Origin of the sequence: Fusobacterium sp. SYSU M8D902 (assembly GCF_040199715.1) — a bacterium.
In the GTDB taxonomy this organism is placed as follows: Bacteria; Fusobacteriota; Fusobacteriia; order Fusobacteriales; family Fusobacteriaceae; genus Fusobacterium_A.
The window spans coordinates 1-26,144 of the sequence record NZ_JBEFNA010000022.1 but is presented as its reverse complement, the minus strand read 5'-3'; the positions used below and the strand labels follow the sequence as shown (position 1 = coordinate 26,144).

Annotated in this window: 33 protein-coding genes; 9 read left to right on the top strand and 24 right to left on the bottom strand. The window is 23.2% G+C overall.

The window, feature by feature from the left end:
- Nucleotides 1–609: 609 nt before the first annotated feature.
- Complete coding sequence (locus ABNK64_RS08360; RefSeq protein ID WP_349764107.1) at nucleotides 610–792, top strand: hypothetical protein; 183 nt, start codon at nucleotides 610–612, stop codon at nucleotides 790–792.
- Between the two features lie 29 nt (nucleotides 793–821).
- On the opposite strand, the gene ABNK64_RS08355 is transcribed toward ABNK64_RS08360, so the two are convergent.
- From ABNK64_RS08355 to ABNK64_RS08340, 4 genes are all read right to left on the bottom strand, one after another.
- A complete protein-coding gene (locus ABNK64_RS08355; RefSeq protein WP_349764106.1) occupies nucleotides 822–1,139 on the bottom strand; it encodes a hypothetical protein in 318 nt (105 codons plus the stop codon).
- 106 nt (nucleotides 1,140–1,245) lie between these two features.
- Complete coding sequence (locus ABNK64_RS08350; protein ID WP_349764105.1) at nucleotides 1,246–1,998, bottom strand: Fic family protein; 753 nt, start codon at nucleotides 1,996–1,998, stop codon at nucleotides 1,246–1,248.
- The gene (locus ABNK64_RS08345) at nucleotides 1,995–2,783 is read right to left on the bottom strand and encodes a recombinase family protein (RefSeq protein ID WP_349764104.1); all 789 of its coding nucleotides are present in this window, start codon (nucleotides 2,781–2,783) and stop codon (nucleotides 1,995–1,997) included. The genes ABNK64_RS08350 and ABNK64_RS08345 overlap by 4 nt, the downstream gene beginning before the upstream one ends.
- A 409-nt stretch (nucleotides 2,784–3,192) precedes the next feature.
- Nucleotides 3,193–3,660 (bottom strand): hypothetical protein, encoded by a 468-nt coding sequence (locus tag ABNK64_RS08340; RefSeq protein WP_349764103.1) that lies wholly within the window; start codon nucleotides 3,658–3,660, stop codon nucleotides 3,193–3,195.
- 673 nt (nucleotides 3,661–4,333) lie between these two features.
- On the opposite strand from ABNK64_RS08340, the gene ABNK64_RS08335 reads away from it, so the two are divergent.
- From ABNK64_RS08335 to ABNK64_RS08310, 6 genes are all read left to right on the top strand, one after another.
- The gene (locus ABNK64_RS08335; protein WP_349764102.1) at nucleotides 4,334–4,552 is read left to right on the top strand and encodes a hypothetical protein; all 219 of its coding nucleotides are present in this window, start codon (nucleotides 4,334–4,336) and stop codon (nucleotides 4,550–4,552) included.
- A 31-nt stretch (nucleotides 4,553–4,583) separates the two neighbouring features.
- A complete protein-coding gene (locus ABNK64_RS08330) occupies nucleotides 4,584–4,802 on the top strand; it encodes a hypothetical protein (protein WP_349764101.1) in 219 nt (72 codons plus the stop codon).
- Nucleotides 4,786–5,082, top strand: a complete 297-nt coding sequence (locus ABNK64_RS08325; RefSeq protein WP_349764100.1) for a hypothetical protein — start codon at nucleotides 4,786–4,788, stop codon at nucleotides 5,080–5,082. Before ABNK64_RS08330 ends, ABNK64_RS08325 begins: the two co-directional genes overlap by 17 nt.
- A 23-nt stretch (nucleotides 5,083–5,105) precedes the next feature.
- A complete protein-coding gene (locus ABNK64_RS08320) occupies nucleotides 5,106–5,405 on the top strand; it encodes a hypothetical protein (protein ID WP_349764099.1) in 300 nt (99 codons plus the stop codon).
- Nucleotides 5,406–5,417: 12 nt separating this feature from the next.
- The gene (locus ABNK64_RS08315; RefSeq protein ID WP_349764098.1) at nucleotides 5,418–5,879 is read left to right on the top strand and encodes a hypothetical protein; all 462 of its coding nucleotides are present in this window, start codon (nucleotides 5,418–5,420) and stop codon (nucleotides 5,877–5,879) included.
- 213 nt (nucleotides 5,880–6,092) lie between these two features.
- The gene (locus ABNK64_RS08310) at nucleotides 6,093–6,335 is read left to right on the top strand and encodes a hypothetical protein (RefSeq protein ID WP_349764097.1); all 243 of its coding nucleotides are present in this window, start codon (nucleotides 6,093–6,095) and stop codon (nucleotides 6,333–6,335) included.
- A gap of 479 nt (nucleotides 6,336–6,814) precedes the next feature.
- Here the strand turns inward: ABNK64_RS08310 and ABNK64_RS08305 are convergent, their stop codons facing one another.
- The 15 genes from ABNK64_RS08305 to ABNK64_RS08235 are packed head-to-tail and all read right to left on the bottom strand — an operon-like array spanning nucleotide 6,815 to nucleotide 18,562.
- Nucleotides 6,815–7,813 (bottom strand): hypothetical protein, encoded by a 999-nt coding sequence (locus ABNK64_RS08305; protein WP_349764096.1) that lies wholly within the window; start codon nucleotides 7,811–7,813, stop codon nucleotides 6,815–6,817.
- Nucleotides 7,813–8,058 (bottom strand): hypothetical protein, encoded by a 246-nt coding sequence (locus ABNK64_RS08300; protein ID WP_349764095.1) that lies wholly within the window; start codon nucleotides 8,056–8,058, stop codon nucleotides 7,813–7,815. Before ABNK64_RS08300 ends, ABNK64_RS08305 begins: the two co-directional genes overlap by 1 nt.
- Nucleotides 8,059–8,069: 11 nt before the next feature.
- Nucleotides 8,070–8,540: a S26 family signal peptidase gene (locus ABNK64_RS08295; RefSeq protein WP_349764114.1), complete on the bottom strand. Its 471-nt coding sequence runs from the start codon at nucleotides 8,538–8,540 to the stop codon at nucleotides 8,070–8,072.
- 28 nt (nucleotides 8,541–8,568) lie between these two features.
- Nucleotides 8,569–11,025, bottom strand: a complete 2,457-nt coding sequence (locus ABNK64_RS08290; protein WP_349764094.1) for a TraG/VirB4 family ATPase — start codon at nucleotides 11,023–11,025, stop codon at nucleotides 8,569–8,571.
- 1 nt (nucleotide 11,026) lies between these two features.
- The gene (locus ABNK64_RS08285) at nucleotides 11,027–11,383 is read right to left on the bottom strand and encodes a hypothetical protein (RefSeq protein WP_349764093.1); all 357 of its coding nucleotides are present in this window, start codon (nucleotides 11,381–11,383) and stop codon (nucleotides 11,027–11,029) included.
- An 11-nt stretch (nucleotides 11,384–11,394) separates the two neighbouring features.
- Nucleotides 11,395–11,667, bottom strand: coding sequence for a hypothetical protein (locus tag ABNK64_RS08280; protein WP_349764092.1), 273 nt, complete (start codon nucleotides 11,665–11,667; stop codon nucleotides 11,395–11,397).
- Between the two features lie 14 nt (nucleotides 11,668–11,681).
- Nucleotides 11,682–12,875, bottom strand: coding sequence for an ATPase, T2SS/T4P/T4SS family (locus ABNK64_RS08275; RefSeq protein ID WP_349764091.1), 1,194 nt, complete (start codon nucleotides 12,873–12,875; stop codon nucleotides 11,682–11,684).
- Complete coding sequence (locus tag ABNK64_RS08270; protein ID WP_349764090.1) at nucleotides 12,868–13,344, bottom strand: hypothetical protein; 477 nt, start codon at nucleotides 13,342–13,344, stop codon at nucleotides 12,868–12,870. The genes ABNK64_RS08275 and ABNK64_RS08270 overlap by 8 nt, the downstream gene beginning before the upstream one ends.
- 4 nt (nucleotides 13,345–13,348) lie before the next feature.
- Nucleotides 13,349–14,473 carry a TrbL/VirB6 family protein gene (locus ABNK64_RS08265; protein WP_349764089.1) on the bottom strand — a complete coding sequence of 375 codons (1,125 nt, stop codon included), beginning with the start codon at nucleotides 14,471–14,473 and terminating at the stop codon, nucleotides 13,349–13,351.
- Between the two features lie 47 nt (nucleotides 14,474–14,520).
- On the bottom strand, nucleotides 14,521–15,279 hold the full coding sequence (locus ABNK64_RS08260) for a TrbJ/VirB5 family protein (RefSeq protein ID WP_349764088.1): 759 nt from the start codon (nucleotides 15,277–15,279) through the stop codon (nucleotides 14,521–14,523).
- A gap of 10 nt (nucleotides 15,280–15,289) precedes the next feature.
- The gene (locus ABNK64_RS08255) at nucleotides 15,290–15,535 is read right to left on the bottom strand and encodes a hypothetical protein (protein WP_349764087.1); all 246 of its coding nucleotides are present in this window, start codon (nucleotides 15,533–15,535) and stop codon (nucleotides 15,290–15,292) included.
- Between the two features lie 12 nt (nucleotides 15,536–15,547).
- A complete protein-coding gene (locus ABNK64_RS08250) occupies nucleotides 15,548–16,702 on the bottom strand; it encodes a TrbI/VirB10 family protein (RefSeq protein WP_349764086.1) in 1,155 nt (384 codons plus the stop codon).
- A 9-nt stretch (nucleotides 16,703–16,711) separates the two neighbouring features.
- Nucleotides 16,712–17,464, bottom strand: a complete 753-nt coding sequence (locus ABNK64_RS08245) for a TrbG/VirB9 family P-type conjugative transfer protein (RefSeq protein ID WP_349764085.1) — start codon at nucleotides 17,462–17,464, stop codon at nucleotides 16,712–16,714.
- A gap of 19 nt (nucleotides 17,465–17,483) precedes the next feature.
- Nucleotides 17,484–18,161, bottom strand: a complete 678-nt coding sequence (locus ABNK64_RS08240) for a VirB8 family type IV secretion system protein (RefSeq protein ID WP_349764084.1) — start codon at nucleotides 18,159–18,161, stop codon at nucleotides 17,484–17,486.
- Nucleotides 18,162–18,184: 23 nt separating this feature from the next.
- The gene (locus tag ABNK64_RS08235) at nucleotides 18,185–18,562 is read right to left on the bottom strand and encodes a hypothetical protein (protein WP_349764083.1); all 378 of its coding nucleotides are present in this window, start codon (nucleotides 18,560–18,562) and stop codon (nucleotides 18,185–18,187) included.
- 299 nt (nucleotides 18,563–18,861) lie between these two features.
- Here ABNK64_RS08235 and ABNK64_RS08230 point away from each other — a divergent pair, with 299 nt between their 5' ends.
- Nucleotides 18,862–22,284: a MobA/MobL family protein gene (locus ABNK64_RS08230; RefSeq protein WP_349764082.1), complete on the top strand. Its 3,423-nt coding sequence runs from the start codon at nucleotides 18,862–18,864 to the stop codon at nucleotides 22,282–22,284.
- A complete protein-coding gene (locus ABNK64_RS08225) occupies nucleotides 22,254–22,850 on the top strand; it encodes a hypothetical protein (RefSeq protein ID WP_349764081.1) in 597 nt (198 codons plus the stop codon). Before ABNK64_RS08230 ends, ABNK64_RS08225 begins: the two co-directional genes overlap by 31 nt.
- Nucleotides 22,851–22,871: 21 nt before the next feature.
- Here ABNK64_RS08225 and ABNK64_RS08220 read toward each other — a convergent pair whose 3' ends face one another.
- The 5 genes from ABNK64_RS08220 to ABNK64_RS08200 form a co-directional block, all read right to left on the bottom strand.
- A complete protein-coding gene (locus tag ABNK64_RS08220) occupies nucleotides 22,872–23,474 on the bottom strand; it encodes a tyrosine-type recombinase/integrase (protein WP_349764080.1) in 603 nt (200 codons plus the stop codon).
- Between the two features lie 164 nt (nucleotides 23,475–23,638).
- Nucleotides 23,639–24,355, bottom strand: a complete 717-nt coding sequence (locus ABNK64_RS08215; protein WP_349764079.1) for a hypothetical protein — start codon at nucleotides 24,353–24,355, stop codon at nucleotides 23,639–23,641.
- A 33-nt stretch (nucleotides 24,356–24,388) separates the two neighbouring features.
- Nucleotides 24,389–25,546: a ParA family protein gene (locus ABNK64_RS08210; RefSeq protein WP_349764078.1), complete on the bottom strand. Its 1,158-nt coding sequence runs from the start codon at nucleotides 25,544–25,546 to the stop codon at nucleotides 24,389–24,391.
- Nucleotides 25,547–25,556: 10 nt separating this feature from the next.
- Nucleotides 25,557–25,685, bottom strand: coding sequence for a hypothetical protein (locus ABNK64_RS08205; protein ID WP_349764077.1), 129 nt, complete (start codon nucleotides 25,683–25,685; stop codon nucleotides 25,557–25,559).
- A 255-nt stretch (nucleotides 25,686–25,940) separates the two neighbouring features.
- A partial coding sequence (locus ABNK64_RS08200; RefSeq protein WP_349764076.1) for a hypothetical protein occupies nucleotides 25,941–26,144 on the bottom strand: 204 nt, incomplete at its 5' end.

The following is a 26,144-nucleotide window of genomic DNA, read 5'->3' as shown; positions in this document are numbered from 1 at the left end:
CTCCTGTAAATAAAAAAACCAAGATATATCAATAAGCTTATTAAATAAGTTTATTGATAATATCTTGGGGGATTTCCTTACAATTTTTATTATATTGTTTAATATTAAAATTATAAACTATATAATCTTTGGGGGATCTCCTTACAGATTATAATATATATTATATCATAATTTTTTATAAAAATAAATAAAAAGTGACAGAATGTCATTTTTTATTTTTAGTCCTCAAGTGGACTAAAAAAAGCTTTTTTCTCTCTTTTTCTTTATAATAGCTCCAATCATAAAATTTTAATATTTTAAATGTTTCATTTATATCAGGTTGTATGTACATCAGCATTTAATCATATTCTGAATTTTTTACAAGACCAATGCAAGTTTTTTTAAATTTATTCCATTCTTCCATAAATTTAAAAAAAGTCTTGTAAAAATTCTTTGCGAATATGATCTCTTAATGCTTGTCCATACTGAAAACCGATATAAAAAGAACATTAAAAAAAAATAAAAAATTAATAGATTGAAAGGAGCTATTATATTAGAGAAAAAAGCTAAAGACAAAAGATTTTTTTCTTTGTCCACCTGAAAATCAAATACTTTATAGGAGGTTTTAAAATGCAAAAAAATAAAATTTATACTATTCAGCCAATAAGTGTTGAAATAGAGGGTATTATTTTTTATCAAGATGAAAAAATTAAGGTTTTAGAAGTAAAAGTTGATAAAACTAAATTATTGAGAATAAACACAAGTGAAATTTTAGAAATGCCTACTATTGCTATAAAAACAATAATAGAATAAAAAATGGGGAATTTCCCCATTTTTTATTTTTAATTATTGTAACTTTTTCTAATCTCATCAGCAATTTTTTTAGCCTTATCGCTTACTTTAAACATATTTTTAGCTATTTCTTCATCTTTAATTTCTTCCCATCTTTTTAATTCATCTTCTGCCGATTTATTTCCTTTATCAGCTTCAAGTTGTAATTCTTTTTTTATTTTTTCATATTTTTCTTTCATTTTAGAATCAGAATTAAACATACCTTGTACAATTTTAATCTTTTCTTCTTTTGGAGTAATTTCAACTTTTTTTTCACAACCTATTAATCCAAGCATTAAAATACTAAATATAAATATTTTTCTTATCATTTGTACCAACTCCTTCAGTGTATATTATATCAATTATTAATTTTTATTACAAACTTTTTTATTACTTATAATTCTTTTAATTCATTTTGCTTTATTTTTTAATTTTTTATCTTTCGTTTGATCTATTTCTAGTTTGCGATCTTATTTCTCTTTTTTTATTTGATAGGTCATCTTTTAATAAAGTATTTTGAAATATTTTAATTCTTTTTAGTTCTTTTTCTTGAAGTTCTAAAGCCCATTTAGTGAAATTTTTTACATCTTCATTTGCCAAAAAATTTATATATTTACTTTTTTCAGCCTTAGGAATTATAATAGGAGCTAGGTTTTCTCTTAAACAAGAATCTATTATTAACAATCTACCTGTTCTTCCATTTCCATCTCCAAAAGGGTGTATTCTTTCAAATTTTATATGTTGATCTAAAATAATTTCAACTTTTTCTTCATCTGATTTAGCAATTTTCATTCTAAAATTATAATTATCACACCATTCTTGCATTACATATGGTACTTGATATGGCTTTGTAGTTTCAAATTCGGCTCCTAATATTATATTTTCTATTTTTTTATATTGCCCTGCATCATTTCTTAAATTTGTCATTATTATTTTATTATATTCTTTTATTAGTCCTGTATTAAGTTCTTGTGTACTAGAATTTAATAAAATAGGTAAAATCATTTTATAGTTTTTAATCTCATCATAATCTTTTTCAGACATTTCTCTAGGAATATAATTATTGATTAAAATTGATACTGTTTCAGCTAATGTAAGAGTATTTCCTTCAATAGCTGTAGAGTGATGTGCCATTCTAACTAACATATCCTTTATATAATCATCTGACATTTTATCTTTAATATTCATATTATCTCCTTTTTAACATTTATGTTCTTTTTAATATTATATAAATAAGAACGGCTATAACCTGTTCTTTTTTTTGCTTCTTCTAAAGAAATTTTTTTATTTATCCATAACTGGATATTATTTTCAATATCTTTAGTTAATATTTTTCTCCGAATAGAATTAGGAAATAAAATTTTTTTTATTTTAAAAATAGTACTTCTCTTTAGATTAGAAAGTTTTATACTTTCTTCTAAAGATATTTGAGAATTAGAAAATAATTCAATCGCTCTTCTTTGTTCTGATGTTAAATTATCTAAAGCATTTTTTCTTCCAACAGGACGACCTGTTTTTTTTGATAACATTCTTCCTTTATCATCACGAGGTAAACTAGCATAAGCTTCACTTTGTCTAGTGTTTCTTTTTTCATTTTCCTTTTCAGCAAAATAACCAAGAAGATGAAGAACAAGAGGTTGTAATAGTTCTCTTTCTAATTTACTCATTCCATAAGTATTTAGTAAAGGTTGTTCTAAAAATTCAAGAAACACACCTTTTTTGTTTAAATGTTCAAAATTATTTTTGATTTCATTATTATTTCTACCAAGTCTATCAAGTTCTTTTATTACAATTATATCTCCTATTACAACTTTAGCGAGAAGTTTTTCCCAAGCTGTTCTTCCTATAAAAGTAGTTCCTGTACTTTTATCTATAAAAATATTCTCTTTTAAAATTCCATTATTAATAAGAGCCACCAGTTGACGTGTTTCATCTTGTTGTCTTGTTGATACACGAATATAACCATATTTCATATTATTTACCTAACCAATATTATTCAATATTTTTTTTTGTTTCTCTAAACTAATTTTTTCTTTTCGTTCTAAAGGAATCTCACTTATTGTATTATAAATATTGTATATAAGTATTGTTATAATAACTATTAACAATTTAAAAAATGCTTCTCTTTCATAATTCCAATTATCAATCTTTTTTTCTAATTTTGTAAAAAAACTTTTTTTGCATTTCCAAAATTTCATTTTTTTATACCTCATAAAACTTTTTATTATATTATAACATTTTTATATAAAAAAATCTACTTTAAGTCTATAAAAGTAAAATTACATAAAATTATATTTACGGACTAAAAAAGACTAAAAAAATTAAGGTTTTTAGTGAAAATCTTCAAATCTATAAAAGTATACTTTTATGGATATTTGAATATTATATATCAAAAAATGTTTTAAGTTCATCAACTTTTTTAAATTCATATTTTTTATCAAAAAAATATTCTTCATCATTGTTTAGAACTAAATTATATTTTTTTTCTAAAAACTCTTGAACTTTAGAATGTAAATTAAAATATTGATTTTTTTTATCTCTTTCACTATTGAACTTGTAACAGTTCATAATATTCATATAAATTTCTGAAATTTCTTTAGAATTAATATACTCTTTTTGATTAATTATTTTTACTATCTCTGTTTTTATAATCTCACCAACCTCTAAAGTATTCCACTTTAATAATTTTTTAGAGATAATAATTTTATCATTTATTTTATAGACAAAAACTTCTCTATCATCTTGTGAGATTTCAAGTTCTTTTATCCAAGAAATTGGAATATTTAACCTTGTATTCCAACTTCCACTTCCTGATTTTATATAAGAAATTTTAAGCTTTCTTAATTCCATAGTTCTATTCCTCCTAATATGACGAGTTGTTATATTTTTTTGATGTGACAACCCGTTTTTTAAATTTATTATACTATGTTTTTGACGACACGTCAATATTAATATTAATTTTTTATTAAATTTTAAATATAGATCAATATTTGTTTTAAATTTGAAAGCTTTTAAAATCAATTTTAAAAAGGTATAAATTGATAAATCAATTTATTTTATTATTTTTAGTCCTCAAGTGGACTAAAAAAAGCTTTTTTCTCTCTTTTTCTTTATAATAGCTCCAATCATAAAATTTTAATATTTTAAATGTTCCATTTATATCAGGTTGTATGTACATCAGCATTTAATCATATTCTGAATTTTTTACAAGACCAATGCAAGTTTTTTTAAATTTATTCCATTCTTCCATAAATTTAAAAAAAGTCTTGTAAAAATTCTTTGCGAATATGATTTTTTAATGCTTGTCCATACTGAAAACCTGATATAAAAAAAAGAACATTAAAAACAAAATAAAAAATTAATAGATTGAAAGGAGCTATTATATTAGAGAAAAAAGCTAAAGACAAAAGATTTTTTTCTTTGTCCACCTGAAAATCAGATATTTGAAGAAGAAATAAAAGTTTGAAAATATAATAATTATGCTATAATTATTATATAAAAATAAATCTAGGGGGTCATAAATATGAAAAGAGTTGTAGGATATGTAATAAGTAATAGCAATAAATTTGGTGATTGGTCATATAATGGATATGCCATCTACTACATGGCTAAAGTGGTAGAAGAATATGACAACATGACTGGGGAGTGTAAAAAAAGATACTATGAAGCTCTAGATCCAAAATTTGCATACAGAGATAAAAAAATAGAAAGCTTTAGAAATTTTGATGTAGAAGAAATATAAAAAAAAAGAAAAGGAATAAAAAGGAGAAAAAATGGAAAACTGGATAGAATTAAGTAGCTATTTTAAATTAAATAAACAGGAAATAGAACCTCAAGAAAATGAAAAATTTTATTTAGCAAAATTTGATGATAAAGAAGTAGTAATACATATAAAAAATATGGTTATTACAAAAATTATTAATTTTGCTGAAGAAATAGCATGGGCAACAAAAAAAGAAGGAAATAGGAGAAATCATGGAAAAGAAATATAAAAATTTAGAGGATATAGCTATCCTCTTCAATCAGAAGGTTTGGAACAGCCTTCATAAGTTAATCATAGGGTATAGTATAATGTATAATGGAAATGATACAGATGGGTACGACGGAATTTGTATCATCAAAGATAAAATGTTTGCTCGATACCAAGACGGAGCAGACGGTATCAACGGACTATGTGCTTCTTGGAATGAAGAGGAGCAAGTATGGCTTGTAGGGATTCCACGAGGAATGTGGATTTCAAGGCTTGAAAGTTTTGGATATTTCCATAAATAAAAAATAGAAAGGAGGAGAAAGATTTGGTTTTTAGAATAATTGCAATTTTATTATTATTGTATTTAGTAATTAAAGTTTTAAATTATCCGAATTTAAACTCAGAAATAACTTTAAATTCAGATTTAAAAGCACCACCTATAATTACACCTTCATCATTTACTAAAGGTAAAATTATAGAAGAAAATATTTCAAATAATGTTTATCAAAAAAGTAAAATACTTAATAAGATAGAATTAAAAAATAAAAAAGATAAAATAATAATATTTATTCTTTTTATTTTTACTACTATTCTTGGAATAATAGGTTTAATATTTAAAATATAATTTGGAGGTAAAATGAAAGAACTTAATCAAAGAATTTGCTTAGAAAAGAAGTGGAGTAATAATTGTGTAAAAAATGGGATTCCACTTCCAAGAAAAGATGGGAGAGTTCTTTCTATATCTCCTACTGCATATTATTACTACACAGGAGTAAATGCAGACGGATATGATTCAATTAAATATAAAGAACTTTCAAAAAAAGTTCACAAAAATGAAAGAGGAGAAATAGAAAAAGAAGTTTTACTTTTAATAAGTAAAAACAGAAATTATTTGGGATATTATTTTTTTGAACTAAAAAATGAATTAATAAATTTATCTTATGATGAATTTAATAAAGTTATAAAATACTCTATTAAAAAAGATAAATATAATAGAGTGCAAAGACTTTTAAGAAAATGGGAGCAATTATCCCATAAATATCATTATAAAATTACAGGTGGGATTAGGAGAATAAACGATAGATTACAAAATAATTAGTGATACTTAGTACTAATCGTATTAATAATTTTAAAGAGGAATGATTATTAATGTTATTAGAACAAATGCTAAGTATATACATACCTTTATTTAATAAAGAGAAAATATAATATCTATTTTGGGGTTAGGATATAGATATTATAGATAAATTATGAATCCTAACAAATTATAATAAGTGGGATTTAATTCCCACTTATATAAAGGAGATTTGAAATGGAAAATTTAACAAAACTAAATATAATATTAAACAACTACATTGGAATGGAACAAGAAGATGTAGAAGAATTTTTAGAAGAAAAATTAGAGAATATTAATAATATAATTGATATTTCAGTAAAAGAAAGAGTTTTTGTATTAACTAATTTTCAAATTAGACTTGAATATGAAAACTTAGATCCATTAGATGATTACAATAATCATCTAATTTTAAAAAAATTTGAAATAGAAGATATATAAGAAAGAGGAAGAAAAAGAAAGAAAAGTTAACATTTTTAGAAAAATTAAAAGAAATGAAAGAGTAATACTAATTGTATTACTCTTTCACTTAAAGGAGAAGGAATAAATGAAAAGATTATTGTGGTTAATTTGTATTATTTTAAATATATTTAACAAAATATTTCTTATAGTAGGAATATTAATAGGAATGATATTTGCTATTTTAGGTACTATTTCTTTATTTATTTTTTTTATTGGATTATTTATAAAGATACCAAACAATAATAAATTTATATATATTTCTTTAATTTGTTTTTCTATAAAAATTATTACTATATTTATTTATTCAATTATTCAAATATATATAATAGACAGACTATACAATTACTCAAAAACTAAAAAAATTTCTTATTAAAAGTACTTATTTTTTATAATATAATTATCGGACATTTATTAAAATTATAAAAAAAAGAGTATAAATACTCTCTTTTTATGCTTTTTTAGAAACAATATTTAAAACTTAAACCTATATTGTTATTTATTAATTCATATTTTGGTGTTATTTCTAAATTTTTATATTTTATTTTTGTTTTAATATTTAAATTTATCTTATCTTCATCTAAATGTGTGTATATTTTTTTATCTCTATCTTTATATCCAAAAACATAATTACCATCTAAAATTATATTCAACTCAATATCATTATTAATCCATATATTTTGATTCAATCCAAGATTTAATTTATTTGAAATGATAGATGTTTCATACCCAATTTGACTTGATAAATCTGTTGTTAATGGAATATTCATATTATAATATAATAAGCCTATAAACATATCATTTACCTTGTATTCTTTTATTGAATCACTATTTAAATATCCTAATTTTACTCCATAACTATATTCTGTTTCATCAGCTACTGAACGAGAATTATAGTTTAAATCTACTCCACTATATAAATCTTTAGATTTTGTTTTTATTTTTGAATCCATATATCCAATAGTGAAATTTAAATTCCAATTATCAGTTAAACCATATTGAGTTCCAATACTTATACCTTTATTTTTCATTTTTTTATTATCTTTTTCATATTCATTTGAATAATTAAATAAACTCAAAGCAAGAGAATATTCATCTTGATAAACACTTTTTTTAATTTTTGAATTATCTAAAAATATATCAGCTACCCTATTTTGATAATAATTTTTATTATTTTCTAAGCTTTTTCTATCAAAAATTTTTTCTTGATAAGTTAATGATATATCTAAAATATCTTTTAAACTAAATTGATCTTTAGCTATTACAATATTATCTTTTGTATATATTGGTATCTTAGGTTCTTCAGTTGATTGTATTGAATCTAATAATTCTTCAGCAATAATAATATCTGATATTGGTACTCTTTCATATTTATCATTTCCTATTGGAACTAGCACTGTATCTTCAGCTATTAATAGTGAATTTACTGCTAATAAAAAATACATAATTTTTTTTATCATTATTTTCTTCCTCCTAAATTTATTAAAATTTTATTAGATTTAATTTTATCAATATCTAGTTCTACTTTTTTATGGGAAAAAAAATAAATTATTATTTTCCCATTATTCTTTATTCCTTTAAACAATTTTTTAGAAATAAAGATTTTTTTTACATCAGATAATTTAGGATCATCAAATATAATCCTAAAAGCATAGTTTTGAAAAAGATTAGCTACAAATTGTTTTTTCTTCTCTTTTGTTTTCATATATCCCCCATTTACTTTTGTTTCACTTTAAAAAGAAATTGCGAGTCTTTAATTATACCAAGGTAACATGAATCAAAAGAATTAGAACTATCTCCTATTAAAAAATATTCTCCTTCTTTTAATTGAAATTTACCTTTTTTTAAAGGTAAATTTTTACCCATTATATCTTTATCTTTTAATTTTTTGATAATTTTTCCATTTATTTTTAAAAAATTATCAACTTCAACAATATCTCCTTCTTTTGCTGAAATTTTTTTCATTAAAGCTTTTGTCCTTTTTGAAATATATCCTCTTTCAATTAAAAAAGCCTTATCAGATAAGGAGATATTAAAAACTATAATATCTCCTACTTTTATGTCATTTTGATTAGAAATTTTTTCAATTTTATAAAATCCTATTGGAATAGATGGAGTCATATTATATATATAATTGTCTTTTAAATAATAAAAAACAACAAATAATATAGAAAAAATTGCTATCATTTTATAAAAATGTTCTTTATTATTTTTTTTATACATTTTTATATTCCCTCCAATTTTTATTAAATTCATCTAAATCTTTTGCTTCTTTATATAACTTTTCACATACTTTTTGATCTGAAGGACTTGATGAACCTACATAAGCCAATTCTAATTTAGACAAATCTAGATTTATCATTTTCCCACCTTCAGATTTTAAATAATAATCTCTCTTAGCTTGTGCTGTTCTTATCATTTCTATTTCTACATCATTTAGTCCAAAACTAAAATAATCTTGTTCTGTATCTGACCCTGGAATTAAATCAGGATTCGTTAAATAAATTTTTGTTGGACAACTTTCCAACAATGCTGATTTAATTTCACTCTTTGCTACATCAGATAAAGATTGAGTAGCCATGATTACAGCTACATGTTTTTTTCTTAATGTCTTTAGCCAATTTTTTATTTTTAATCTAAATTTTGGAGTTCCTAACATTCTCCAAAATTCATCTAAAAATATAAAAGTTGGAATTACTTTTCCATCTTTAGAAGATAACAGTTCTGTTTCAACCCGATGGAATAAGTAATCTAAAAATATATCTAATATTTTTGAATCAAAGATTTTTTCAAGTTCAAATACTTGGAATAAATTTTCATCATTTATATCATCTTTATTATTGTCAAAATATTCTCCATATATACCAATTTTTTCTTGTTTAGTATAAATCATTAATATATTTCTAATTTCTATTTTTTGAACTAATAGAGCAAAAACACTCATAGTCCTATTTTCAGGAGTATTTTTTGACAAATTATGTAAAGCTTCTGCTATTAATGTTTTGTCATTAGCTGTATAATCATACTTTTCTTTTTCTAGTATAGATAGTACCCATTCTAATGCCCATTCCATCTCTGATTGCTTGTCAATATACCTAAAAGGTTGAAAATTTATTTTATCATTTCCTATATCATTAAATTTTCCACCAATAGCACGAGTTAATACTCTTGATGAACCTCCATTGTCAAAGAAAACAACTCTAGCTCCATATTTTTGACTTTGATAAGCTAAAGTATTTAATAATACAGATTTACCACCTCCAGTTTGACCTAATACAAGTGTATGTCCTACATCACCAATATGTAAATTTAATTTAAAAGAAGAATTTTCTCCTGATTGACAATAAATTAATGCTTCACTAGGATAGTTATTTTGTTTAAAAAATTTGTTAGTAGAACTTCCTCCCCAATCCATATTTATTGGAATTAGAGAGGCTAGATTATATGTTGTCATTAATGGTTTTCTTAAACCATTAATGCAATCTCCAGCCATTGTACCAAAAAAAGTTTCCAAACAATTTACAGTTTCGTTTACTGATACAAAACCTAATAGATCTATTTCTTCCATTATTTTTTCTATATTTTCTTTTAATTTTTCTTTATTCTCATCTAATAATACAACATTAAAAGAATAATAGCCTGATTTAAGACTTCGTTTTCTTAAATCATTTGATAGCCCTCTTGCTTCTTCTTTCATTGCTAAAGCATATTCAGATTCTCCAATTACTTCTTCTTTCATTGCTTCTTCTTTCATACTTGCAATAAAAGATTTTCTTTCATTGTTATATGCTTTTTCATAATCTTCTGATATTTTTATTCCTTCTTTGTCTGAAATATATATAAATCTATGATTTATTCTATATTCTATTCCTAATCTTGAAAGTTCATCAAATAAACCACAAGGGTGTTCTGCTATATGTGATAAAATCCCTATTACAGCTAAATATTTATTACCTATTTTAACTGGCTCATTATTAGGAATAATATCTACATCAGAAATATAGTAATCTAATAATTTCCCTGGAATATACTTTAATTTCTTGTCATTTCCTGTAATACAACTATGTAAAAATGTTACTGTTTCATCAGGAGTTAATTCTTCCAAAGAAATAAAATGCTCCTTTAGTAAGTTTATTACTATATTTAATTCAGAGAAATATTTCTCTAAAATTCCTTCTAATTGATCTTTATTTTCTATATTTTTATAAAATAAGTTTTCTAGCTTATTCTCTTTATCTTTAGGAGGAAAATAAGTTAAAGAGATATAATTTTCACTTTCATAATAATTTCCTCCTAAATATTTTTCTTTTCTACTCTTATCTAATTCATTTAAAATTTTATTTTTAAATTTTGAATTAGGATATTTATTGCTAACTTTTCTAATTGAATCAACTTGAACAACCCATTTTTCATCAAGTCTTTTTAAAATGTTATTAATATGATCTCTGTATCTAAATAAAAAATAATTACTAAGATGTTCCATATCATCACATTTGTATTTAAATATTTTAGTTATACTTCCATTTTTATTTGTGATTATTCCATCTTTATTTAGAATTATCCATGGTAAATAATCCACTGTTCTATTTTTATTTTTTGGATCATATTCTGTTTCTAATTTAAATAGAAAAACTATGAATACAACAAATAATATCATATATATATATATCATTTTATTCTCCTTTTTTCTTTTTTTCTCTATACTCTTTCCATTTCTTATAGTAAATAGTTAATAATATTACTAAAAATATTGGATTTACTATATATTTAATTATTTTAAAATATTTTTTTAATTTTTCTATAGTATTTTCTTTGGTAATTTCTTTTTTTTCTAAAATATTTTTTGTTGAACTTTGTACTCTATTATTAAGTTTTTCTATATTTTTAATTATATTTTGCTCTAACTCTTTTTTTTGTTTTATTATTTTTTCTATATTTACTTCTTCTTCTATTGATTTAGTATCTGTACTTATTGTATCTGCATTTATTAATGAAAAAGATAGAAAAAATATATACAATAATTTCTTCATCTTTCCCTCCTTCAATAAGAAATGTATCTTTTTCTATTTTTAGTTAATAATCCTGTACAATAGAAATAATCCTTTTCATTTAATTTTCTTAAAAAAATATATAAAAGAATTATTAAAATACAAACTACTAAATTTTTAAATAAAAATAAACAAGCCATTCCTGTTCCTAATAATAGATAAAATGTATTTTTAGGTAATCCTGCTATTAACAAAGGTTTAGTAAAAACTATTAGACAAGGAATAGCTGTTTCACTTCTATCTACTTTTACCCTTTTTCTTGCCAAAGTAATTTCCTCCTTTAAAATAAATTAAAAATTTTATTTTTTAAAGAATCAAAATCTTCTTCTTTTTTTCTATAAAAAAGTATATTATCTTCTTTTGAAAAATGTATAATAATTTCATTTTCCTCTATTACTATATTAGTAATATTGGTAGAATTTATTTTATAATATTTATTATCATAAAATATTGTATTTTCACTCAAATATATTTCTTCTTGAGTTGAATTGTTTTTTAAATTTTCTTTACTATATACATTTTCTAAAATATATCTATTCTTTTCTCTATCATATCCTTTGCAAATATCTATACTTGCTAAATATCTTTTATAATTTTTCATTTTTACTGTTATTAATACATCTATTGTCATTCCTATTTCTTCACTTAAAGGTTTGCCAAAAACAGAGTTTATATACATTTCAAGCTTTTTTAATCCTCCTATTCCATCATTTGCATGAATAGTGGATATTCCCCCTTGATGTCCTGAATTTAATCCGTTTATAAACTCATATGCACTTTCACCCTCTCTAATTTCTCCAAATACTATTCTTTCAGGACTTGCTCTCATACAGTATTTTAAAGCTTCTAATGAAGAAAAAATTTTAGGAATAATCTGTATTCTGTTAACGTTTTCTGAAAACAACTGTAATTCAGGTACTTCTTCTATTGCTACTATTCTTTCATTATCTCTCTCCATTAAATTGATAATAGAATTAGTTAAAGTTGTTTTTCCTGTGTCGGTTCCTCCAATAACCAATATGTTTTTATGCTCTTTAACAACTTTTTTAAAAAATTCTAATATTTTTTCATTTATGAAACCTTTTTCTAAATAATCTTCAACTGTTATTAAAATACTAGATTGCTTTCTTATATTTATTGTTGGATTCTCAACTACTGGAGGGATTAAACCCTCTATTCTTACTTTTTGTCCAGTATTTAATATCATTTTTGTTGATATTTTTGGACTATCTGCTGTTATTACTTTATCATCTAAAGAAGATAAAATTTTCAGCATATTTATTAAATCATCATTACTACTTTCATTTTTTTTTAATACAAATCCTTGTCCAAATACTTTGACAAAAATTTTTTTATTTGTATTTATCATTATTTCTGTAACATCATTTCTATTATATAAATCATCATAAATATCCAAAGATTTTAAATATGTTTTTATTTGTGATTCTGCTATTTCAAATAAATAATTACTCATTTTCATTTACTTCCATTTGTTGATTTTGATTTTTTCTAACTCTTTTATCTGAAATTCTTGTAATTACATTTTTATAATTTTTAAAAACATACTCTTCTTCTTTGATATTTTCTAGTTTATACTCTAAATTTTCATCTTGTAAAATTTGAATTAAATAAGCTGAAATTTTTTCATCTAAGTTTGAATTATCTGTAAATTCACTATACTTTTTCATATACATTTCTTTTAAAATTTCCATTATTGGTTTTAATATATTTTTTGCCCAATAATTTTTATTATTTTCTTTCTTTTCTTTAACTTTATTTTCGTATAAAGTAACTTCCATTTTTAAGAGAAATAATTTTTCTTCATCAGTTAAATATTTTTTATTTCTCTCTTTAAGATCTTCATATTTTTCTATTTCACTCATATTTGTAAAATATTTTTCTTTCTCTTTTGCTGTCATTTTAAAATATTGTATATCCGTCATTCATTTATTCTCCTTTATTTTCTGTTTCAGGTTTTGATTCTTCTTTTGGTTCTGTATTATTAGGTTTTTTCCCAAAAGTGTTTTTAAATCCTCTTAAACCTCCTCCTATTGCTCCTCCTACTCCATATGCACCAACATGATTACTCTTTAAATCACGACCCTCTTGCATTCCAGCTTTAATTCCTCCAACTGCTCCCATAATACCACCAGAATTATTTTCAGTACTAGCTTTAGCTCCTTGTTTAATTCCTTGATAAACTCCATGAGCTGTTCCAATTCCTGAAAATCCTCCCATCACTCCTTTTACTAATGATCCAGTACTTTGTCTTAATTTTCCTATTGCTTCTGCTGAATCTCCAAAAGATGTTGCTCCTGATATTAGAGCTTGAGCTATACTATGCCCTTGCATTGACATGATTCCTAAACAAGCCATTGCAACAAGCCAATAAAAGATATTTTCTAATATTTGTGTTCCTTCCATTCCATCTACTACAGGAATACCTTTACTTAAAAATTTAGTAAAGTAGAACATTAAGAATCTAATTGTTAAAATTTTCATATTTAAATTAATAACCATTCCTAATACTTTATCTCCAACAAATGCCATTTTTTTAAACATCATAAATGGTATTAACACTATAACTAAAGATGTTAAAACCATATATTCAATAACAACCATGCCAACAGTGAAAGTTATTTGTGCAAACACAAATAATCCAAAGACAACTCCCACTAATACCAACCATGTTGATGGTTGACCTAACTTAGCATAACTTGCCATTTGAAAAATAGAAGTAGTCGCTAATGCTAACACTTTAGTTGGCATTTCAACTAAATCGGGAACTATTCCATTCCCTATAGCAACTTTACAAAAGTATGTAAACATACTTTTAATTAAATCTAGTAAATCTTGATAAAAATAAATAATAGCATATAAATATGCCCAAGTACTTATTTTACTTTTAAAAATGATAAGAGGATTACTCCCAGCTTCAGAGTGTAGCATTCCTGATAGCAATTCAAATCCAAAAAACCATGCTAACAATTGCATAGCAACTGGTTTTAAATAAACTATTGTCATTGATAAATCACTTTCTAATGACTTTAAAATTTCTGTCAATAATTCCATACATTCTCCTTATTTTTTTATGAAAAAAAGGACTAAAAAGTCCTTTTTTACATTCTTCCAGTTTTTCTAATTTCTTCAGCTATTTTATTAGCTTTATCACTTACTTGAAGAATTCTTTTTGCCATTTCCTCTTCCAATTCTTCTTCTGTTATTTTATCTGCTTCATTTTGTGATAAAGCTAATAACTGCTTAGCCTGTAAATCAAGACTTCTTGAAATTTTATTATTAAGCTGATCAATTCCTTTTTTAGTAGCCATTGCTGATTGCAATTGACCTTTAGCTCCATCTGTTGAACTTACAAATGAAGCTGTGGAATTTCTATCATTTTCAATTTGTTCAAGTATCGTTGTTGCTGTTTTTAAGTTATCTTTTAAATTGTATCTCCTATTTTTTGATACTTTATATATTTCATTTGCCAATTCCTTTGAATTTAAATTTTTCAATCTATCTGTTGGCAAATAAAATTCATCAAATTCTTCAGATATTTTTTTTGAATTTCTAAGAACTGCCTGACTATTTTTATTTATTGCATTTAAATCATCTATTGCTTTAAATAAAATTTGATTTTCTTCTCCTAATAAGACTCCTGCCCAACTTTCTAAATTGGTAGCATTATCTTTTAGATTTTGTATATCATACGTTGCTTGACGAGCTGTGTCTGTTGCTGTTTTAACTTGTTCAATCTTTTGTAACAAGTTCACTTGATATTGTTGCATATTAGATTGATAATTGTTAGGATCAAATACTATTACTGCTGAATAGGCTTGAGATAATAAAATTAAAAACATAAAAACAATTTTCTTCATTTCTTCCCTCCTAAACTTTTCTTAATATTTTTAAATCTATTAATTTTTTAAAATTTTTTTTTACAAAATAGTCATCAATATAAATTTTGGACGTTATAATATATAATCCATCATTATTATAATTTTTTTCCTCTTTTTCTATTTTTATAATACTTGGAAAAAAATTCCTATCTTTTTCAATTATCAATTGATAATCAAATTTTTGATAATCAAATGTATATTCTTGATTATCTATAGAAAATATGTTTTTAGCCATTTATTTCTCCCATTACCATTTATATGGTTTTAAAATTAGGTCTTTTCCAACCCAAAGACCAACTGTGAAACCATTTCTAACAGTTAATGTTGGTTGTACATTCAGAACCTTTTGAGCATACATATTTCCAACATTAATTGCTTGAGTACCTCCTCCATTAATTGCATCATTTTTCCAGTTATCATCTTCATTATCTTCCTTAACTGCTCCAGATCCAACTCCTAAAATTGCTGACATAATAACAGAAGTAAATACTTTATCTAATTTAGTATCTACTTTATCCTTAACCCCAGTTGCTCCCATTAAATCAACCATAATCATATTATCAATATCTATTGATTCTTGATTAGGAAGAGTTATTCTATTAAAAACTGCTTGTACTCTCTCTTGTCCAAAACTAACATCAGATGAATATCTACCAATTACTCTACTTCCTGCTGGTATTAATAATACATTTCCTTTAGCACTATCATAAATATCAGTTTTAACAACTCCTGTAATTCCACCTCTTAAATCTGAGTTAATTGCTGTTTCTAAAGTTATTGGTAATATTGTTCCTGCTTTGACCTCGTAATTTCCAACAGCCTTCTCTAACCTTTTATTCAGTACAAACCCATCAGATGAAAAATCTTCTGATAAGAATTCTCTTTTTTTCTTCTGCAAATTCTCATCAGGTTCAGGAAAGGGGGGTATTGGAGGAATTGTTAAATTTTCAAATTGATTTGATTCATCTTTTTTTGAAGGAAGATTATTAGAATTACTATTAGTAATTAAATATAGTTGTACTTCTCTTCTTTGCCTTTCAAGTTGCATTTTTTCCCTAGCTAATTCTAGTTGCATTTTTTCATATTCTAATTCTTTTTGTAGTCTTAATTTTTCTAATTCAGAATCTTTATCATTAGAATATGTTTCTGATGTAAGGGGATTCGTTTCTAAAGCTTGTTGTATCGCCTCTTGTTGTCTATTGACGATATTATCGCTTTCCTCTATATTCCTTGCCGTGTTATATTCTTTTTTTACTTCAGCTTCTGCTGATTTATTTCCTGAAAAACTAACAAAGGATAGAAATATAACTGTTACTATTCCAATAATAAACAATAAGATTTTTTTAAAATCTAATTGCTTACCTTCTTCTTTAGGAAGATTTAGCAAACTTTTCTTAGCCATTTTCCCTCCTTATCTATTTTTATTTCTTATAACAATCTTTTCTCTATGAAGTTGAAGATAAGCTTCTTTAAAAACTTTATTAATTTCCATAACTTTTTGACCATACTGATTTTGAGAAATTACTGGAATAAGAATTTGGTATTCATTCTTCCCAATTTTTTCATAAATAGTAGGCATATCTTTGTTTTCAACAGATAAAAATATATATGTTTTAGTTCCATCATCTATAATATTAGTAGGTGTCCAATCATATCTTTTTTTCCAACTATAATTATTATTGATATTTTTTATATCAGAAATATTTAATTTTATTCTCTTAGCTTCTTCTTCTTTTTGATTAGCAAGATAATTTTGAATAAACATTTTTTGTTCCTCAGGGTATAAAAATTCTATAACTGGATTATATAACCCTGATTCTATTTTAAGATTAAAATAATAATCTCTTTTGTTTGTAGTAACAAATAAAGTTGAAGGAGAAGTTTCTTCAATTGGTTTCAAATAAATTTTATTTTCATTTATCAGACCACTCCAATTTAATGGATCAGATAATGTTAAGTTTTTTACTATCTCATTTTTTGAAAAAACTAATGCTGTTCCTTGAAGAGGTTTCCCATAAACTTCATAAATTTTATTATCTTTATAGACAACTTTTTCATATTGACTTTTTCTTGCTTCATCTTTTAGAGTAACAATATTCTTTTGACTAGCTATTGATAAAACATTTAAAGATAGCATTAAACAAATTATTGTTTTTTTTATCATTTTTCCTCCTTATTTTTTATTACAATTTTTCTTCCTTTTGTGAAATATCTGTTATTACTATTCCTAATGGATTAGAATATAACATTCTTTCATTTTTTACTTCTTGGATCTCAACAGTAAAGTTTCCATTAAAGTTCTTCTCATCTATAAGATTTCCTTCTTTATCGTATGTAAATTGTTTCCATCTTATTTGATATATATTTTTTATATCAGGTAATTTTGTACCTGTATTAAAAACTATATCTATTGTTTTACCATCTTTAGCTTTTTGGACATATTTTTCAACTTTTAAATAATTGTCCATTTTGTTACTAGCATTACGAGAAAGGAAAGGTAATGCTTTTTTATAACTTTTTTCATAAACTCTTTGAGATCTCGGAAGAGTTTTTGTGTTATAAATAACTTCATTAATAAAATAAATAATTTCATTATCTGAAATATTTATTTTATTATTAGAAATTGAATTAACATTACCCAATACTTTTGTGTTTATTCCATCTTTTTCTATAATATATGTCTGAATTTTATTAGTTTCAGACGATTTAACGAGCATAATAGATAAAATTACAATTGCAACTGATAAAATTATTGACATCTTTTTCCAGTTTTCTTTTGCTGTAGCAATATTGGAATAGATATTTTCGTCTACATTATTATTTTTTTTTATTAATTTACTTTTTTTTCCTTTCCAATTCATACATTCTCCTTATTGGCATTAAGCTAAGCAAAAATAGCTCCTGCCATCAGACCAAATTGATCTGCAAACCATTGTATATTTCCAGTTACTATTCCTACACCTACAAACCAAGCACATTTTTTGACTGCTTCTCTTTGCCCTTCACTCATAAAATAAATTCCTCCAAAGAAACTTAATATGGCGATCGCCGAACCAACTACTTGCATTATTTTTATTGCAAGTTCAAGCTTGTCATAAAACGGTAAACCATTTGCTGACATTGATACTTGTGATAAAATACACATTACCATAACTACTGATAATGTTTTTCCATTCTTAACTAACATATTAGTTAAGCTTTTAGTTTTTAAAGTTTCTCTTATAGAAAACTTTTTTTGTAAATTATAATTTTTAAAATTCATAACTTACTCCTCCTATTTAATATTTTTTACAAATAAAAAGTCACATTATTAAAAAAGTAGATTTTTTTATTTGTAATCTACCAAATTATAACACAATTTATTCACAAATTCAATACTTACAGAACACAGTTTTTTTTATAAGACTTGTAGCTATCAAAAATCTATGGTATAATAAGACCAAAATAAAAACTCAAGGAGTTCACGATTAGGAGTTTTGATTTTACTTCGTAAAACCAAAACTTCGTGAGAACAAAATTATTTGTTCTAACTCTTGCGAGTGGGTAAAGGAGGTGCAAAAATTGGCAATTTATAATCTTCATGTTAGTCCTTCACGTGGTAGAAGTGTACTGGAAAAATTTAATTATATAAATAGAGAAGAAAAATATTCTTATTTACAGAATGATAAATATGATGATTTTATTTATTCAGAAAATATCAATATGCCATCTTTTGCAACTGATAACCCTAAAAAATTTTGGGAGAGTGTAGAACTTTATGAAAGAAGTAATGCAAATCATTTCAGAGAAATAGAATTTACAATACCTTATGAATTAAATGAGGAAGAAAGAATAGAGGTAGCTACAGAATTTGCCAAAAAAATTTTTAAAGATGAATATGTGTATTCTTTAGCTATTCATAATAAAAAAAGTTCTATTGAAAATATAGATAATATTCACTGTCATATCATCTTTTCTGAAAGAAAGCTTGATGGTATAGATAGAAATGAAGAACAATTTTTTAAAAATTTTAAATCTAAGACACCTTCTTTAGGAGGTTGTCAAAAAATTGATTGGAGTAGGAAATCAATTTTATATGGTATTAGAAAAGAATGGGAAACAACAGCTAATGAATATTTAACTAAGTATAATACTAATATTTCATCACTTTCTTTAGAGAAACAAAGACTAAATGCTTTATTAGAAGAAAACTATCTTAAAGCTGAAATGCTTGATAGAGAAGGTATTAATATTGATTTGCAAACATATAAATATTCTAATAACTCAGAATACAGAGAAACAGCTATTAAGTATTTTGAAGAGTGTAAAAGAATAAAAGAGTACAAAGAAAAACTATATAATCTTAGATGTCAAAACTTTGAAGAAGAAAATAATAAAGCTAAAGAGAGATTTTTAAAAGGGGAAGTAGAAGAGATCAACTTCTCTAATTTTGATATGGAGAATAAAGAAGAATTTAATCAAAATATACTTCAAGAAACACAAAAAATTGTTAATAACATAATTAATAATAATATTTCTATTCTCGAAAATGAAAATGAAATAGAAAAATTAAAAAATATATCTGAAATTGAATTGGAAGAAAATGCTTTGAATATTTTAACTAATAATGAATATTCAGAAAAAACAGAAAGACTTAATAAATTGCAATATTTATATAATAAAACTCCAATTAAAGAAAATTTTATTTATAAAAAAGAATTACATGATTTAAACGATTATTTTCTACAATTATCTAAAGATAAAGAATTACAAGTAAAAATTATTTCATTAAAACACGAACTATCAAATACTAATAATGAAAAAATTAAGATTTTAAAAGAAAATAATAAAAGTTTACAAACTAACTTTCACCTAGAAAATACAATTGAAACAAATAAAGTATTAGTTCAAACTGAAAATAAATTAATAACATTACATATCGAATTAGAAGAAATTAAAAATAAAATTTATGTATTTAAACAAGATCAATTAAATAAAAAAAATATTTTATTTGATATTTATAAAAATATGAATAAAGAATATTTAATTGATAAATATACTGAATTAGATTTATTAAAAGAAAATTTAAGTAATGCCAAAGATGAAGAAGAGAAACGAAATCTCTCTAATAAAATTAATTTAATAGAAGGTTCACTTATAAAATTTAATCTAATAAATAACATAGATATAAAATTGGAATCTATCTTAGAAGAGAGAAATAACTCTTTAAATAAAATGATAATTAAACAAACTAAGCTTGAAAATGAATTTAAAGTAGTGACAAATCTTATTGATAAGTATTCAAAACATAAATCCAATAACATTGAACAAATTTTAGAAAATTATAACTTTGAAAACATTTTTAAAACATCATTAGATATTGAAATACTAATAAATAGAAAAGAATCTAGAATTAAACAACTTCAGCTTCTTACAGATAATGATATTAGAAATAAAGCTTTAAATATTTTAACTAAAAATCAATTTAATAAAAACTTAAAAGAGTTAAATACTTTAAATGAACTTTATGAAAAAACTCCAATTAAAGAAAATTTTGCTTTTAAATATAAAAAAGAGCAACTAGAAGAATACTTTCAAAAGCTAGATCAAAATGAATATTTTCAAGATAAGCTAAAAAAAATACAAAGTAATATAAAAAATAAATATCAACTAGAAAAAGATCAATTAGGCGAAGAATTAAAAGATTTAAGACAAAGCCAATACAAAAATATCTATAAAGAAATTAGTGATGAATCAACAGTACTAACTAAAATTATTCAAAGAGAAACATTTAATTCTTTAAGTGATTTATATGAAAAAGCTAAAAAGACAGATCAAAGAGTTAAAGACTATAAAAATAAATTAAATGAAACAGATATTCTATTTGGTATTTATAGAGAAAATAATAGAGAAGATATTATAGAGAAGTATAATGAACTTGATAATTGGAAAAAAGAACTTGCTACTATAACAGAAGAAAATAAAAAAGAAGAACTTTCTAAAAAAATTAATGCTCGTGAAGGTTCTTTACTAAAGTTCAATATAAAAAATAATATAACTGAAAGAGTTGAAGAGGAATTGCAACAAAGAAAAAAAATATTCAAGTCATTAAGACAAGAACAAGATGATATTAAAGGTCAAATAGCTTATTTAAAAGATCTTAATAAAATATTAAGTGAAAAACTTCATAATATTTACAATATAGAAATGAAGAGTATGGAAATTAAATATAATACAATTAAAAAACAAGATTCATCTAATGAAGTTTCATCTACAAAAAAATTATATAATAAACTACTTCATAATATTAATATAGAAGATTTAGAGTCAACTCATAAAATTAATTTAGAAAATTTAAAATTTGAAATTAATTTAACTGAACCTGACAAAGTAGAATTAAGAAAATTATTAATAGAAAAAATAAATACTATAGTAGATGAAAATAAATTATTAGAAATAGATACTAATATAAATATCTTAAAAGATGATAAAACTTTAGAAAAATATATTTTAGATAAAAAAACTAATAATGAATATTCTAAAGAACTTAATAGAATAAAATTCTATGAAGAACAAATTAATAAAAATATAGATGTAGAATTTTATAAGAGTAGCATACTTGAAACAAAAAATAGAATTAAAAAAATTATTATGAATAATCCTATAGATATTAATGAAAAAAATAAAATTAAAGCTAATATTCGTTCTAAAGCTATATCGAATATAACTAAACTTCATATGAATAAAAAACAAATTAGATTATTATATTCTTCTTTGAAAAAAATAACTATAAATACTAATAAAAATAACGTGACAGATCTAATAAGTTCAGCATTTAATAAAATTCATAAAATTGTTAATAATAATAGTATTCCTCAAAATTATAACTATGATAAAAAAATTTATGTATTAGGAGAGGATAAAATTATTATTGAAGATGATGATACTGTTGAAAAAGAAAGAAGGAAAGTTTTATGTCAAAATCAAAATTCTTATTCAAGATGAACTTAAAAGAAAGAAAAAGACACCAAAAAATAAAAAAAAAATACCAACAAGAAAAAAGAAAAATTAGGAAAAAAAAATTAATACAACTTGGAACTTTATTTGCAATTTGTAACTTACTTGAAGAAAAACAAGAAACAATTCTTGGTTTTCTTCAAGATTATCAAAACAAAGAAGAATACACTAAATTAGGTGAACAAATATTAAAAAATAAGCCTGTTTATTCATTACCTGATGATTTTTTAGAAAGAAAAAAATATTTTTATAAAATTATTAGGAAATCAGCCTTATTAGAAAAATTAAAATTACATTTAGAGAATCCTAATACTATACTTGGATATTTATCCAAGTATAAATTTTTAACAAAAGACAATATTGATAGTTATACATTAACAGGTCAACAAATATTTAAAAAAAATTATCTAACTGATCTAGAAAAAATTGAAGTATTAAGATTATTTATGAATAATAATTTAGATTTTAGAAAATATCTGAAAGAAAAATATAATACAAATATAGAAAATTTGAATTATATTATATATTTACAAATAAAAAAAGAATTAGGTTAACTCTAATTCTTTTTTTATTTCTTAATAATTTATTTTTTGATAAATTTTTTCAAGAGTTTCTATTGAGATTTTTTCATTTTCTTTTAAATTTACTTCTTGAAAATTATCTTCTTCAATATACTCTAATGTATACATAGGATTTACTTGACCTAGCATTTTCATTACTATTAAAATATTACCTGTTTCTCTATATACTTCCTTTCCCCATTTTTTCCTTAAAGAATTTGTATTAAAAGGGTACTTTATTTCTAAATCTTTTTGAATCTTTTTAAAATATTTATAAACTCCTTTATATGAAATTGCTTCTTCACCTAATTTAATATAGGATTTAAATAAATATCCAGTATCATATTTTATATAATTTTTACTTTTATAATACTCTTTTAGTATTCTAGCTGTAATTAGACAAGATTTATTTAAAGTTTTATCTGTTTTTAAATCCTCAAATTTTATTTCTAGTACTTCTTTAATACTTTTTCCAGTATTTAATAAAAATTTAACAATCCCTAAAATAACAATTAAATTATTTATATATAGGTAGTCAAATATTCTTATTATATCTTCATCACTGACAACAGACATTTTACATTTAGCTCCTACTTTTTTCTTAGCTTTTGTTTTCATCAACTTTTCCCTCCTTTTACTATCTATTATTCTATATCTTTTATTAGATAAAATCAAGAAAGAATTTGACAAACAATTTTTTTTGTATTATAATTCTAGTGCCAGTAATAAGTTAATATTTTAATTTATAAAAAAAACAGATATTTAATATCTGTTTTTTTTTATTATTTTATAACTTCTGCTTCTTCTATATTTTTTTCCTCTTGTATGCTTTCACTTATTAGTAATTGAATCTTGTCTAAATATTCAATTATTTGTTTTTGCCTATCATTTGATAAATGATCAACTTTCTTGGAAAGCTTATTTAAAGCTTTCCACTTTACAGTGAAATCAATTACATTGTTTAAGATTTCACCATTTTCTTTATTTTCAGCTATTTTTTTTTCTTCAATCTCTGTGTCTATAATATCTTTAAATTTATCCATAGTTAAATTAGAATCTGAGAGATATTCAAGTAATATCTCCTCATTTTCTTTGTCAGAACATAGAGAGTTTAACTTCTCTAAATAAACAATTGGAAGAATCGAAACTATTTCCTTAGCTTTTTCAAAGCCTAATTTTGAAAAATTTTCAAAATATTTGTATCTCATTCTTTGTCTAAGTGCTGTTCTTGGATTAATTCCTAAACTTATTATAAACTTTTGATAGATTCCTGTTTTAGAATTTCCAAGCTTTTGAAAGACTTCTTCAAGCTTTTTTCCTACTGCTAACTCGGATTTTATCCCGATATTTAATATTTCTAACCCTATTCTATTTAAATACTCATTTATTTCTACCTCTTCATCAAATTGTGGAAATTTGATTATATTAGATGATAAAATTTCTTTTTTATTTTGTTCTTGAATTTTTCTCTGTTTAAATACTTCTTCTAACTTTGTCATATATTCTCCTTCATAAAGTGACAAAATGTCACTTTATATATCAAAATCTAATTCATTATCTAATTCGTTTTCTGCATATAAAATCTTTTCAATAACATCATCAAAAGATTCTTTTATTTCTTTTAAAGAATTATCCTCACTTTCATAAATACTTTTCCCTTTATCTAGTAATTTTTCAATTTTACTAGAATTTTTTATTGGATTAGGCAATAAAATTCCTGTTTTATCTAAAGCTTTTTTAAGTTTATCTAAATAAACTTTTTGAGTACTTTTATTTTCATATTTATTAACAATAATAGATAATATTTTTTCTGCTCCTGCTTCTTCGACTACCTTGATTACTCCATCTACAGTAACCCAATCACAGAAACAAGGGATTATAACTTTATCTGAACACTTTACAAACTCTGTATCTATTTTCATAGTTGGAATACTATCTATTAATATATAATCATACTCTTCTTTCATCTTATTGATGAAAGAAGGTAAGTTCATAAAAAATTGTGTTCCAAATATACTATTTTCTAATGGAATAAAATAAAGGTTATTTCTTAATTTAATTAATTCTCCATTACCTTTAGATACCCAATGCTTTAAGCCTTCCTTTATTTCTAAAGGTTTTTCCATATTTTTATTATATGCTGTTAAATAAGCATATATATTATTTTGTGAATCTGATGTAAGCATTAGTACCTTTTTCCCAAATTCAGCTAATCTATAACCTAATTGAGTTGTTACAAATGTTTTTCCTATTCCACCTTTATTAACTTTAATTGTTATTACTTTAGAATCTGTCATTTTTTCCTCCAAATAATTTTCTCTCTTTACTATTTCTAAATAATTTTCTCTATCATCAGTTTTTATTGAAATAGTAACATCTCTGTTATTTTCAGTAATTCCCATATCATTTATTATTGATAATGGAATTGACAATTTATAAGTTGTTCCAGTCTTGTATAAAGAAACATTTTTTATAATCTCTACATCATTTCCCTGGATAAAAAGTTCTTTAGGAACATACCCATTTCTTATTTCCAACTTTTTATTTTTATAAATAAGATTTAAGTTATTGTCATCTTTATTAAATTTTATAGCTTCTCTAAAAAATTTCGAAATACTAATACCAGCAGTTGCTAGTATTAGTTTATCATTTCTTTTTGTTTTTCCTAAAGTCACTTTTATTTTTTTCATTAATATCTCCTTATATTAAACTCCAAAATTCTAACAATTCTTCTCTTGAAGAAAAAGTCTTTTCAATTTGAATAAATTCATTATTTTTTTTTAATTTACCTCTTACAAATATTAGTCCATTTGAATACTTTAATTTCATTTAAGTTCCTCCTAAAAAATTTATTTAGGATATACAACTTAAAATTGCCAGTAATAAGTTAATATCCTTTATATAATATATAATACCACATTTTTTTTAAAATGTCAAACCTTATTTTGACATGTATAAAATAAAAAGTGACATTATGTCACTTTTATTTTTTCTGTCGCCTTCCACTTTGTTTCAGTTGACTTGGACTTAGAAGAAATAAAAAATTTATTTTAAATTTTTATTTCTTCTAAGCCCTCATTTATTCTATTTTACTTCAATATCTAATATGTTACTTCCTCTATATTCTCCATTTTGTTGATTTTCAGGTACATCTAGTGTTCCTCTCAATTTAATGTTATACTCTTTATCTCTTACTTTTTGTACAGTCTTATCTATTTTTTTTACTTTTAATTCTGTTCCTTGTGAGTTTGTCATTACTGGTTGTTCTTCTCTTAAATTGAATTTTAC

Coding starts and splice junctions, on each gene's coding strand:
- ABNK64_RS08240 (WP_349764084.1), bottom strand. CDS start 18,161: ATGAATTGGAAAGGAAAAAAAAGTAAATTAATAAAAAAAAATAATAAT.
- ABNK64_RS08260 (WP_349764088.1), bottom strand. CDS start 15,279: ATGAAGAAAATTGTTTTTATGTTTTTAATTTTATTATCTCAAGCCTAT.
- ABNK64_RS08220 (WP_349764080.1), bottom strand. CDS start 23,474: ATGAAAACAAAAGCTAAGAAAAAAGTAGGAGCTAAATGTAAAATGTCT.
- ABNK64_RS08245 (WP_349764085.1), bottom strand. CDS start 17,464: ATGATAAAAAAAACAATAATTTGTTTAATGCTATCTTTAAATGTTTTA.
- ABNK64_RS08290 (WP_349764094.1), bottom strand. CDS start 11,025: ATGATATATATATATATGATATTATTTGTTGTATTCATAGTTTTTCTA.
- ABNK64_RS08300 (WP_349764095.1), bottom strand. CDS start 8,058: ATGAAAACAAAAGAGAAGAAAAAACAATTTGTAGCTAATCTTTTTCAA.
- ABNK64_RS08360 (WP_349764107.1), top strand. CDS start 610: ATGCAAAAAAATAAAATTTATACTATTCAGCCAATAAGTGTTGAAATA.
- ABNK64_RS08275 (WP_349764091.1), bottom strand. CDS start 12,875: ATGAGTAATTATTTATTTGAAATAGCAGAATCACAAATAAAAACATAT.
- ABNK64_RS08295 (WP_349764114.1), bottom strand. CDS start 8,540: ATGATAGCAATTTTTTCTATATTATTTGTTGTTTTTTATTATTTAAAA.
- ABNK64_RS08335 (WP_349764102.1), top strand. CDS start 4,334: ATGAAAAGAGTTGTAGGATATGTAATAAGTAATAGCAATAAATTTGGT.
- ABNK64_RS08270 (WP_349764090.1), bottom strand. CDS start 13,344: ATGACGGATATACAATATTTTAAAATGACAGCAAAAGAGAAAGAAAAA.
- ABNK64_RS08355 (WP_349764106.1), bottom strand. CDS start 1,139: ATGATAAGAAAAATATTTATATTTAGTATTTTAATGCTTGGATTAATA.
- ABNK64_RS08350 (WP_349764105.1), bottom strand. CDS start 1,998: ATGAATATTAAAGATAAAATGTCAGATGATTATATAAAGGATATGTTA.
- ABNK64_RS08215 (WP_349764079.1), bottom strand. CDS start 24,355: ATGACAAAGTTAGAAGAAGTATTTAAACAGAGAAAAATTCAAGAACAA.
- ABNK64_RS08310 (WP_349764097.1), top strand. CDS start 6,093: ATGGAAAATTTAACAAAACTAAATATAATATTAAACAACTACATTGGA.
- ABNK64_RS08325 (WP_349764100.1), top strand. CDS start 4,786: ATGGAAAAGAAATATAAAAATTTAGAGGATATAGCTATCCTCTTCAAT.
- ABNK64_RS08265 (WP_349764089.1), bottom strand. CDS start 14,473: ATGGAATTATTGACAGAAATTTTAAAGTCATTAGAAAGTGATTTATCA.
- ABNK64_RS08330 (WP_349764101.1), top strand. CDS start 4,584: ATGGAAAACTGGATAGAATTAAGTAGCTATTTTAAATTAAATAAACAG.
- ABNK64_RS08315 (WP_349764098.1), top strand. CDS start 5,418: ATGAAAGAACTTAATCAAAGAATTTGCTTAGAAAAGAAGTGGAGTAAT.
- ABNK64_RS08235 (WP_349764083.1), bottom strand. CDS start 18,562: ATGAATTTTAAAAATTATAATTTACAAAAAAAGTTTTCTATAAGAGAA.
- ABNK64_RS08205 (WP_349764077.1), bottom strand. CDS start 25,685: ATGAAATTAAAGTATTCAAATGGACTAATATTTGTAAGAGGTAAATTA.
- ABNK64_RS08285 (WP_349764093.1), bottom strand. CDS start 11,383: ATGAAGAAATTATTGTATATATTTTTTCTATCTTTTTCATTAATAAAT.
- ABNK64_RS08340 (WP_349764103.1), bottom strand. CDS start 3,660: ATGGAATTAAGAAAGCTTAAAATTTCTTATATAAAATCAGGAAGTGGA.
- ABNK64_RS08250 (WP_349764086.1), bottom strand. CDS start 16,702: ATGGCTAAGAAAAGTTTGCTAAATCTTCCTAAAGAAGAAGGTAAGCAA.
- ABNK64_RS08210 (WP_349764078.1), bottom strand. CDS start 25,546: ATGAAAAAAATAAAAGTGACTTTAGGAAAAACAAAAAGAAATGATAAA.
- ABNK64_RS08225 (WP_349764081.1), top strand. CDS start 22,254: ATGTCAAAATCAAAATTCTTATTCAAGATGAACTTAAAAGAAAGAAAA.
- ABNK64_RS08305 (WP_349764096.1), bottom strand. CDS start 7,813: ATGATAAAAAAAATTATGTATTTTTTATTAGCAGTAAATTCACTATTA.
- ABNK64_RS08345 (WP_349764104.1), bottom strand. CDS start 2,783: ATGAAATATGGTTATATTCGTGTATCAACAAGACAACAAGATGAAACA.
- ABNK64_RS08255 (WP_349764087.1), bottom strand. CDS start 15,535: ATGGCTAAAAACATATTTTCTATAGATAATCAAGAATATACATTTGAT.